The sequence below is a fragment of the Paenibacillus sp. Y930 genome (assembly GCF_056786375.1).
This window is the reverse complement of sequence record NZ_JBXCIX010000010.1, coordinates 52434-63302: the sequence shown is the minus strand read 5'-3', so window position 1 is coordinate 63302 and position 10869 is coordinate 52434. Positions and strand designations below refer to the sequence as shown.

Sequence of the window (10869 nt, the reverse complement as noted above, 5' to 3'; positions counted from 1 at the left end):
CTACGCCTTGGTCACTTTGATGTTATTGGCAGAAGTAGTAGTTTCAGTGACAACTTACTGCGCAAGTTCGTGAATACCTGAACGTTATGTGAAATCATCGCAAATTCATTTCATGGGAGAATGTCATGATAGAAACAAATAGATGTAGATTACTCATAATGCAAGATAGTGACTATAATGATTTGAAAAAATTATATACCAATCATCAAGTCAGAAAGTATCTCGGAGGAGCATCTGATGATGAGATTTTATTAAGGAGTAAGTTCGAAGAAGTATTAGAAAATTCGAGTAATGCTTACTATTGGGTAATAAGATCAATAAATAATAGTGAATTTATAGGTCTCGTGACATTGGATAAGTATCATGATGGAGAGAATATCGAAGTATCTTATCAAATTCTACCAAAATGGTGGGGCTCAGGATATTCTACAGAAGTGCTCATAAAAATAATTGACTATTCATTTGACGAATTGGGACTTATAAGATTAGTGGCTGAAACACAAACAGCAAATAGATCGTCTTGTAGACTTTTAGAAAGAGTGGGAATGAAATTAGAAACTAATCTCTACAGATTCAATGCAAAACAATCTTTATATAGTGTTGAACGAAAAATTTAGGTAACACGAAGAAGGCGATGACATCACATAACACAGCATTAGCGCTACGTCGCATGCGCTCCTCGGTCACTGGAATGCTTTCGGCAGAGAAGCTATTCATGTGACAACCTGCTAAAGGCAGGTTCGTTAATGCAAGAACGTTAGCTGAAATCCTCAAAATGCTTGAGGAGTATAAAAAAATGAAGCTAATCGATCTAGAAACAAATCTACTATTTTATAAAATTATTAATAATACGATAACTACAAGAGATTATTTGAAGTGGTCTTATATATTAGTAGATGCTGATAATGAATCAAAATCTTTATATAAAATCTTATCTATGGATGATAATGAGAGTATTTTTCTTTTTGACGAATATGTAAATAAAGCATTAACTGAACTTGGCATAGGATTTCCAGTGTTTGAAGAATGTGCGAGAGCAAATATTTACTCTTTATGTAAAGAAATAATTAATAATAAACGAAACGAATTTGATATAGTTAAGGACATATTTAGAATTACTGTTGAATTAGATTATCCACATGATTTGTCAGTATGGCTAAACTTAGATGATGATATTGATCGAATTATTTATGATGATGAATACTATAAACCTAATGAAACAGAATTAAGGGGGCAAATAATAATAGAGGCAAAGAAATTTGTAGACAGTCAAGAAGCAGAGGACTTCAGCTAACACCGTATTCTCGCGGCTGCTGCGCCTTGGTCACTAGGATGCTTTTGGCAGAGTAGCAGATTCATGTGACAACTTGCTGCGCAAGTTCGTGAATACCTGAACGTTATAAGAAACCGACGAAAAAAGGGAAAGGATAGAACATACTTGAAAAAAACAATCTTAAAGATACTAATAACATTATTGGTTTTTGGTGTACTCGTATGTAGTTCAAATACAACACATACAAGTGGAAAAGTATTAATTAAGGAAGTAAGGTCAAATGAAATTGTCATTGAAATGTTCAAAGAAGAATTGACAACAATAAAGATACATTCTAGTTTACAGAATTTAATCGAAGAAGATAAAGAGTATTTTATTAAGTACAAAGAAACCCGTTTGGGGAAACCTAAATTAAAACATATTGAACCAATAATAAATTAAAAATAGTTTTAATTGTAATGCTCTGAGGTCCTCGACATCTTATAACACAGTATTCACGCGGCGGCTATGCCTTGGTCACTTTGATGCTTTTGACAGAGTAGTTAATTCAGTGACAACTTCCTGCACAAGTTCGTGAATACCTGAATGTTAGATGAAATACCTTGAAAGGCGATGAAAACATGAATAAAATATACTACTCAAGAGAATTGAGTAGAGAAGAAATTGATGACATATTTGATAGACTCACTAAGAGGTGGGATATTTCAAACCATTATTGGTTTCCGTTATATGATACAACTGCTCGGCCAATTATCGCATTTGACTCGGAAGCATTTGAAAAGGAATTTGGATTCAATAATTTACGAATAATTTTAAGAGAAATAAAAGAAATAATCGAGATCAGAGAACTAAAATACAAAGGATATATTGTAAAGAACGAAACTTTTGAACCCTCTTATGAAGGATTAGGAGAAGGTTATTGGTTTGATTCGAATATGGAATGGATAATCTATTGCTCTCATGAAGGTTCAATAACATTCGGAGGAGTATTGCTAATAAACAAAATAAAAGAGGATTGGAAAAACTGGGAACGACATTTTTTTTGTTGATGCGAAGAAGTAAGGTACTTCATCTAACATAGTATTCACGCAGCGGCAATTCAGGATGTGATCGCTGTCTGACAACTTCCTACGGAATTTCGTGAATACCTGAACGTTAGGTGAAATCCCCGTAAATCATGAAATCTATAATATTAAGTCCATACAAAGGAGCTTAAATAATGAATAGAATGACTCGTGATAAAGCCATGCAATATGCTAAGTATCGATTACCCTTTTCAACAGAAGCGAGTAAATATGTTATTGATATAGCGAATGTAAGTCAAGGTGTAGTTGCCGATATTGGTGCAGGAACTGGACTTTTGACAAAACATTTTGTTGGTAATGTAAAGAAGGTATTTGTAATAGAACCTGATTTTGAAATGCGTGAACTTGCAAAGGAACTGATTGGGGAAAGAGAGGATGTAGAATTCCATGATGGATTAGCTGAGAATACAAATCTGCTTGCATATTCTATAGATCTAGTTGTAGCAGCCAATGCTTATCATAGATTTCAACCAGAAAGTACAATTAAAGAATTTAAAAGGATACTTAAACCTAATGGAATGTTAGCTGTTTTTTCATATTATGATGACTCAAATTTTTTTAGGAATACATTGCGAGTATGTAACGATGAACAATATGTTAAGCGATTGACTGAGTCTAGGCACATAAAACCAGTTCAATATTTCTTTGGAGACTCAACACCAAATAGATATTTGTTTAAACAAGAGCATAGTGAGACATGGGATGAATATTGGGGAGCAGTTATCTCTAGCATGGAATCACCTGATGAGAGAGAGGAATGGTTCGTAACATTTCAAGAAGCACATAAACAACGATTCAATGATTTGGCAAGAGATGGTGTAATTACAGTAATGTACGCTACAGAAGTGTGGCTAGGACAACCAAAATATATATAAGATCCTAGGCTTGAAATTCATTGAAGCCGGGGACATCATCTAACATCGCATTCCTACTGCGGGGCATTCGCCCCTTGGTCGCCGGAGGCATTTCGAGAAAGAAGGATTCAAGCGACACATTGATTTCCCTAAGATAAGAGCTATCTAAGGGAAATCAATGTCAGGAATGACAAATGTTAGGTGAAATACTTGCATAGATCTAAGTTGTTTGTAGACCAAAGATGAATGATACATTTTTTGATTAATTATCTAATGAAATGAGGTTTGATAATGAAATATTATGAGATTACAGAACATGATAATGAATTAATACAAGTAGCCTTAGAAGTAATCGGAAGAAATTATGACAATATAAATTACAATCACACAGTTGGTTCAGCGATTCGATGTAAAAATGGAAAGATTTATACAGGGATTAATTGTTATGGAATTCATGGATCATGTGCAGAATTTATTTCTATGGGAACGGCAAGATCAGCTGGAGAAAAAGAATTTGATACTATAGTAGCTGTTTTAAAGGATGCACCAAATCATTTATTGCCTCCTTGTGGCAACTGCCGTCAAATGCTTTTAGAATACAGTTCAGATATTAAAGTCATTTTAAATGATGAAAACTTAAATATGGTAAAGGTAACAATCAGTGATTTACTTCCCTTAGCTTATAAGCACATTGAATCATAACAAACGAGAACTTAAGAATTAATTCTGTAGTATACCGAAGATGGCACGTACTTCACCTAACACAGTATTCACGCAGCGGCTTCGCCTTGATCAGCAGAGGAAATTCCAGATGTGATCGCTGTCTGACAACTTCCTGCGGAAGTTCGTGAATACCTGAACGTTAGGCGAAATCATTACTAAGGAGAATAAAATGCATATTAGAGGAATTATTCTTGAGGGATATTCAAATGCTGGGAAAACCTCTTTATTAAAAGCAATTAAACAATATCAAGGTCAAGATGAAAATGCGGAACGAAGTGTAGTTATACTAGGAGAACACTATTCTCAAATATTACATAATAATCATGGGGAATATGTGAGATTAAATCAAGAAGAGCATTTGAAACTACTTAGTGAACGAGTAGGAATGCTAAAGAAACTTAATGATTGGGCAATTGACCTAGGCCCAGCATCCAGAAGAGCCAGAGGACTATTTTTTGTCCTAGAACGGTTTCACTTAAATCACAGAGTTTCTTTTCCTAATGCGGATGACAATGAAATAAAAAATATTGAAGAACAGCTTGTATCTTTAGGTGCGAAGTGTATATTACTCACGATTTCACCAAAGGTCGCTGAAGAACGAATTAAAAGCCGACAACCTGATGAATGGATAAATAAAACGGATAAAGAAGTTAAATCATCCATAAAAGAATTATTAGATGTACAAAATGTATTAAGACAACAAGCAAAACTTTCAAAAGTGCCAATACTAGAAATTAATACAGATGAAAAAGATTGGAATAACTATGCAAATTTGATCATAGATGGTAATGACTTCGCCTAACACAGTATTCAAGCATCGGCTCCGCCTTGGTCACTATGATGCTTTTGACAGAGTAGTAGATTCATGTGACAACTTCCTACGGAAGTTCGTGAATACAAGAACGTCATGTGAAATGTGAAGTGAAAGGAGCAAAAATGTGAAAGATGAATTATTAAAAAAATATTTTTATAAAGATGGAAGCCTTCGAGATATTTATGTACTACATTCGCATCATAATGATGGGGATATATTAATGAATTATTTTACATCAAATCATGATTTTTCATTCTCCATTTTAAGAGATGGAGAAGAAGTTAGAGAGCAACTAAGTACAAAGGAAATAATAGATCTCAAAAAAGATTTTTCAATATATATTCAAATAGACTATAAAGGAATTTATATTTTAGGTTATTTCTATGAAACTAACGACATCGAATTTGATATTACTCCGAATGCAATTAACAGTCATGAAGAATTTGATACAATAGTTGAGTTTATGGAAAGGATATCTGAGTTAACGAACAAGGAAATTATTTTGACACCAGAAATGGAAGAGAAAGAAGTATATATAAGAGTACTTCCTACAGGAGAAAAAATATATTTATAAGTAACTTTGGAGCACTTCACATAACGCAGTATTCACGCGGCGGCTACGCCTTGGTCACTATGATGCTCTTGGCAGTGTAGTAAATTCAGTGACAACCTTGCATAAGCAAGGTTCGTGAATACCTGAACGGTATATGAAATTGATGCAAATTTATTTAACCTAGAAAGGAATTACTATGAATATCTTTGATGCACTATACGATATAAATAAAAAACTTAGTAATATTCCCGAACTAAAATGGGCTGTTGTAGGTTCGATGGCTACTGTTATTCAAGGTGCCGATATAATACCTGGAGATATAGACATTTGGGTATCAAAAAAATCAGATGTTGAAAAGACAGTGAATTGTCTTAAAGATTTTCTTCCAGAAGACTCAACGATCAGAACTATGAACGACAATTGGCTTTCATGCAACAAACAACCAGTAGTTACTTTTCAAATTGGCAATTCTAATTGGACATTTGGCAGAGTCTATATGAATAATATGAAAATTGATATCGCACATGCAGTACAACATGATGTAATAAGTTACACTCCAGGCAATGGTATTTGGGAGAATGGTCCCGAAATTAGTAGTTTAATAAAATTAGTGAATATAGATGGGAATACTGTACCGGTAGTTCCTTTAGAAGTACAGCTTCAAACTAATTTTTCAAGAGGGAAAGAAAATAGAATAGCAGAGATAACAAAAATATTTGTAAAGGAAGGATTTGATGAAAGTCTATTAACTTATTGCTTGAGTCATGTAAACTATAAAAAATTCTTAGAAATTCAACAAAACCTTTTTCAGTAATTCATTGAAGGCATCAACATCCTCTAACAGAGTATTCACGCAACGGCTGCGCCTTGGTCACTTGATGCTTTGGGCAGAAGTAGTAGATTCAGTGACAACTTCCTGCGGAAGTTCGTGAATACCTGAACGTTATAAGAAACCGACGAAAAAAGGGAAAGGATAGAACATACTTGAAAAAAACAATCTTAAAGATACTAATAACATTATTGGTTTTTGCTGTACTCGTATGGAGTTCAAATACAACACATACAAGTGGAAAAGTATTAATTAAGGAAGTAAGGTCAAATGAAATTGTCATTGAAATGTTCAAAGAAGAATTGACAACAATAAAGATACATTCTAGTTTACAGAATTTAATCGAAGAAGATAAAGAGTATTTTATTAAGTACAAAGAAACCCGTTGGGGGAAACCTAAATTAAAACAAATTGAACCCATAATAAATTAAATAATAGTTTTAATTGTAATGCTCTGAGGTCCTCGGCATCTTATAACACAGTATTCACGCGGCGCTATGCCTTGGTGACTTTGATGCTTTTGACAGGGTAGTAGATTCAGTGACAACTTGCTGCGCAAGTTCGTGAATACCTGAACGTTATCCGAAACATCTGGAATGGTTAAAACCGAATAAACTTGAATACCTGAAACACAAACGAAATAATTTGATAGAATAGATGTTAGAACAACACCTCTTAGAATCCACAACCTAAACCATCATAAAATACTTTACACACGATCATCAATAGATGCACCAGTTGGTGATCCAACTCCTAGAATAGTTGTAAAAAAGAAAAATCATATCAAAACGCAATTAAAACCATAGTTAAAGAATAAGGCCGATTAATCAATAAAATAATTAAGGGCAATGAGACATTAAAAACATTTTAAGTAAGCGTGGCAACATTCAGTTAAGAACCATAAAGCTAAAGCATAGAAAAATTTAGAAAAGAAGCAGTAAACACTTGGTAAGAAAGATGAATCGATGAAGTCAGATGCATCGGATAACACCGTATTCACGCTACGGCTGCGCCTTGGTCACTTTGATGTTTTTGACAGAAGTAGTAGATTGAGTGACAACTTCCTGCGGAAGTTCGTGAATACCTGAACGTTAGCTGAAATCCCACAAAAAAGGAGGAAAGCGTTTGAGATTGGGTCAAACCTTCTTAGATAACAGAAAAAAGTCGTTAAAAGAACTTCATTTTATTACTGATAAAGCAAAAGTTAATATAAGTTCAGATAAGTATTTCACTTTTTATCATTTCACCCACGAGGATAAGATCAAAGATATAATGACCGAAGGATTGTGGGCTTATAGAGAAGTCGCATGCCCGACTCCCCCTGAAGAATTAAAGGGATGTTATCTGGTTGAGGGCTTCGTTGAACCATTGCCTAGTTGGTTAACAACAAGTGTGTATTTTAATAATTTAGGTATTGAACTTACAAATAAACATATTGGAGATATTTTACTCGAGGTTTCTGTTCCAATATCTCAATTTAAAATATATATTGCTGATTACTCTCATATTCTTGATTGTAAAATGATAGAAGAAAGCAAAGGACCAGGAATAGGATTTGGTTACGATTGTAGTAATGGCCGAGAGTGTACGCAAGCTTACGTAAATTCCTATCTTAATATCAATGAATATGTCAATCAACACCATGCACCACTTGTTCAGGTTGTTAGGCAAGGTTCTGGGTTATTAATTCCAAATAAATTTATAAAAACAAGTACAATACAACCTCGAAAGTAACTCAAAGATGCTGGGACTATAGCTAACACAGCATTAACGCATCTTCGCATGCGCTACTTGGTCACTGGTGAAGCTTTCGGCAGTGAAGAAAATTCATGTGACAACCTGCTTTGCGCAGGTTCGTTAATGCAAGAACGTTAGGTGAAATCGCTGAAACAATAAAAAGAAAGAAATCATTTTTCGAAAGCTACTCTTGGAGGTTTATAAATGACTATTTTTTACTTAGTAAGACACGGGGAACCCGATTGGAAATTTAAAGAAGAACGGAATTTAAGAGGGGCAATGAGAGACTATGTTCCCTTAACTTCGAACGGAGTTATACAAGCAGAACAGGTAATTGGAAACAACCCCTATTTAGAAGAATGTGAATTGATAATTTCATCACCGTATACAAGATCATTACAAACCGCAGCTATTATGAATAGAAATATAGGAAGACCATTGCAAGTAGAATTTGACTTACATGAGTGGACCCCAGATAATTGGCAAGCTTCAACGGTTCACGAAATAAAGGATTTATGGAATGACTATATGGATCATAATGGTTGCTTTCCTCCAGGAGAAACCAAGTTATGGGAGACCAAAGAAAGCTTATTCAATAGAACCAGTAACATACTTAATAAATATGTAAATAATTCAAAAGTTATTGTAGTTTGTCACGGGATGTTTATAGCAACTTTACTGGGATTAGTATCGGAAGATATCAGTCTATGTGGAGTATATAAATATGTTATAAATCAATAGAAATTTTAAATTTTTACACAAAGCCTTGAAACTTTTCAGGATAATTCAGGAAGCCAGCGACATCACCTAACACCGTATCTACGCTGCGGCCTAATGGCCTTGGTCTGCTCTGCAAGAGGGGATTCCGAAGAAGCGGATTCAGCAGACAACCCTACACTCCCTAATCGCATTGCGGCCGTGACTTCGTCCCTTAAGGCAGTGAGGGTTCGTAGATACAAGAACGTTATCTGAAACCCACGAAAACTATTAATGATCTTGTTAAAGATACTTGTACTAGAAGAGGGGAGAAGTACATGAAATTCATAAAATCATTTATACTAATTGTCTGTTTTTGTTTAATTGTTGCATGTTCAAGAGAAGAATCCTTTAAATTTTCTGATAAGGATAAAGAACAGATAGTTATAATAACGAATGAATATTATCAAAATGTTATGCACTTGAATTATTCAAAAGCATTGAATTATCTGGATATCAAAGAGAATAATATTGAACGCGAAGTAAAGATCAATACATTGAATGAACTTGAGGTAAACTCAAACTATCGTATTAATTGGCGCGAAGCAATAACTATTAACGATGTTTCATTTGAAAAAAATGAAAAAACACCATTTTTGGATACTGTCATTTCAGTGATGTACAAAAATAGTGAATTAACTGATATAAGTGAAATCCTATATTTCTCAATTGAAAATGGTGAATGGAAAATCAAAAAAATAGAATCAAGCGATCCTTATTTATCATACCGTGCAAATTAAATATGAAATATCCTATAACAAAAAATGAAATAATTCATTATAGAAGCATTTACATATTTCGAATGTGAAGCAAGAAGTCATGGGCATCAGATAACACAGTATTCACGCGTCGGCTTCGCCTTGGTCACTTGATGTTTTTGGCAGAGGTAGCAGATTCAGTGACAACTTGCTGCGCAAGTTCGTGAATACATGAACGTTATCTGAAATAACATATAAATTAAAGAATAAAGGTGATCACTATATATGAATTATGAAATAATAAACGCTACAGAAGAGTACAAAGATGTTATAAAAAATCTAATGCAATTCTATATTTATGATTTTTCTGAATTTGTAAAATGCGATGTCGAAGAAGATGGATTATATGGGACATACCCACATTTAGAAGACTATTGGAGAGAAGTAAATTATCGATTTCCATATGTTATTAAGCAAAATGAAAAATATGTAGGCTTTGTATTGGTAAGATTTATTGAATCAAAAGAGCGCAATTACTTTTCAATTGCTGAGTTTTTTATATTGAAGAAATATAGAAAAGAAGGAATTGGTAAAGCAGTAGCTAAACAAATTTTCAATTTACATAAGGGACAATGGGAAGTCTATCAAATAGAGACTAATAAACCTGCTCAATTATTTTGGAATAAAACCATTAATGAATACACTCAAGGTAATTTTAAAGAGCGTATTGAAAACAATAGAAAGATTCAAGATTTTGAAAACTAATGATAGAAGTCATGTTATATCAGATAACAACGTATTCACGCAGCGGCTACGCCTTGGTCTCTTTGATGCTTTTGGTAGAAGTAGCAGATTCAGTGACAACTTGCTGCGCAAGTTCGTGAATACCTGAACGTTATCGGAAATTGCCAATAAACAATTATTGTAGGTGAGTATTCAATGAAGAAAATCTTTATTATTGGAATCGTTGCAAGTGGGAAAACAACATTGGCAAAACAATTATCTAAAAGCTTAAACATAACCTGGTATGAACTTGATTGTATTGTCCATAACGATACAAAAGAAGGTAGGAAAAAACGTTCTGCAGAAGAACAGGTTGAAGTTATTAAGGAAATTGATAAAAAAGGTTCATGGATATTTGAAGGCACAGATAGGGAGTCGTACAAATGCTTGTATGATATGGCAGAAGTAATTATATTTGTTGATACTCCATTGTGGAAGCGAAAAATTAGGATTTTCACTAGATTTATTAAACAAAAAATAGGAATAGAAAAGTCTCATTATAAACCTGATATTACTATGTTAAAGATGATGTATAAGTGGACGAATGATTTTGAAAAAAATAGAAGTGAATTTGAGTTGAAGATTAAAAGATATCAAGAAAAAGTTATTGAATTGAAAGACATAAAAAACTTGGTGATATAAGTTAATTCAATGAAGTTGCAACATCCTATAACACAGTATTCACGCATCGGCTACGCCTTGGTCACTGAAGGCTTTTGGCAGAGTAGTAGATTCATGTGACAACTTGCTGCGCAAGTTCGTGA

Annotated in this window: 15 protein-coding genes; all 15 read left to right on the top strand. The window is 33.8% G+C overall.

Annotated features, from left to right (window positions below):
- Positions 1–125 precede the first annotated feature (125 nt).
- The 15 genes from AC1TO5_RS19830 (at position 126) to AC1TO5_RS19760 (ending at position 10747) form a co-directional block, all read left to right on the top strand.
- Entirely contained in the window at positions 126–617 is a 492-nt protein-coding gene (locus AC1TO5_RS19830; RefSeq protein ID WP_482064573.1) for a GNAT family N-acetyltransferase, read from the top strand.
- 179 nt (positions 618–796) lie between these two features.
- A complete protein-coding gene (locus AC1TO5_RS19825; protein WP_482064572.1) occupies positions 797–1294 on the top strand; it encodes a hypothetical protein in 498 nt (165 codons plus the stop codon).
- Between the two features lie 144 nt (positions 1295–1438).
- Positions 1439–1714 carry a hypothetical protein gene (locus AC1TO5_RS19820; protein WP_482064571.1) on the top strand — a complete coding sequence of 92 codons (276 nt, stop codon included), beginning with the start codon at positions 1439–1441 and terminating at the stop codon, positions 1712–1714.
- Positions 1715–1893: 179 nt separating this feature from the next.
- Positions 1894–2322 carry a hypothetical protein gene (locus tag AC1TO5_RS19815; protein WP_482064570.1) on the top strand — a complete coding sequence of 143 codons (429 nt, stop codon included), beginning with the start codon at positions 1894–1896 and terminating at the stop codon, positions 2320–2322.
- 170 nt (positions 2323–2492) lie between these two features.
- Positions 2493–3233 (top strand): class I SAM-dependent methyltransferase, encoded by a 741-nt coding sequence (locus tag AC1TO5_RS19810; RefSeq protein ID WP_482064569.1) that lies wholly within the window; start codon positions 2493–2495, stop codon positions 3231–3233.
- 270 nt (positions 3234–3503) lie between these two features.
- Positions 3504–3914: a cytidine deaminase family protein gene (locus AC1TO5_RS19805; RefSeq protein ID WP_482064568.1), complete on the top strand. Its 411-nt coding sequence runs from the start codon at positions 3504–3506 to the stop codon at positions 3912–3914.
- Positions 3915–4104: 190 nt separating this feature from the next.
- Entirely contained in the window at positions 4105–4737 is a 633-nt protein-coding gene (locus tag AC1TO5_RS19800; RefSeq protein WP_482064567.1) for a hypothetical protein, read from the top strand.
- Between the two features lie 136 nt (positions 4738–4873).
- The gene (locus AC1TO5_RS19795; protein ID WP_482064566.1) at positions 4874–5323 is read left to right on the top strand and encodes a protein export chaperone secb; all 450 of its coding nucleotides are present in this window, start codon (positions 4874–4876) and stop codon (positions 5321–5323) included.
- 175 nt (positions 5324–5498) lie between these two features.
- Complete coding sequence (locus tag AC1TO5_RS19790; RefSeq protein WP_482064565.1) at positions 5499–6116, top strand: nucleotidyltransferase family protein; 618 nt, start codon at positions 5499–5501, stop codon at positions 6114–6116.
- Positions 6117–6286: 170 nt separating this feature from the next.
- Positions 6287–6562 carry a hypothetical protein gene (locus tag AC1TO5_RS19785; protein ID WP_482064564.1) on the top strand — a complete coding sequence of 92 codons (276 nt, stop codon included), beginning with the start codon at positions 6287–6289 and terminating at the stop codon, positions 6560–6562.
- A 694-nt stretch (positions 6563–7256) separates the two neighbouring features.
- Positions 7257–7865: a hypothetical protein gene (locus tag AC1TO5_RS19780; protein ID WP_482064563.1), complete on the top strand. Its 609-nt coding sequence runs from the start codon at positions 7257–7259 to the stop codon at positions 7863–7865.
- 207 nt (positions 7866–8072) lie between these two features.
- Positions 8073–8609, top strand: coding sequence for a histidine phosphatase family protein (locus AC1TO5_RS19775; RefSeq protein ID WP_482064562.1), 537 nt, complete (start codon positions 8073–8075; stop codon positions 8607–8609).
- A gap of 293 nt (positions 8610–8902) precedes the next feature.
- Positions 8903–9364, top strand: coding sequence for a hypothetical protein (locus tag AC1TO5_RS19770; RefSeq protein WP_482064561.1), 462 nt, complete (start codon positions 8903–8905; stop codon positions 9362–9364).
- 243 nt (positions 9365–9607) lie between these two features.
- The gene (locus AC1TO5_RS19765; protein WP_482064560.1) at positions 9608–10087 is read left to right on the top strand and encodes a GNAT family N-acetyltransferase; all 480 of its coding nucleotides are present in this window, start codon (positions 9608–9610) and stop codon (positions 10085–10087) included.
- A gap of 174 nt (positions 10088–10261) precedes the next feature.
- Positions 10262–10747 (top strand): AAA family ATPase, encoded by a 486-nt coding sequence (locus AC1TO5_RS19760; protein WP_482064559.1) that lies wholly within the window; start codon positions 10262–10264, stop codon positions 10745–10747.
- The last annotated feature ends 122 nt before the right edge of the window (positions 10748–10869 follow it).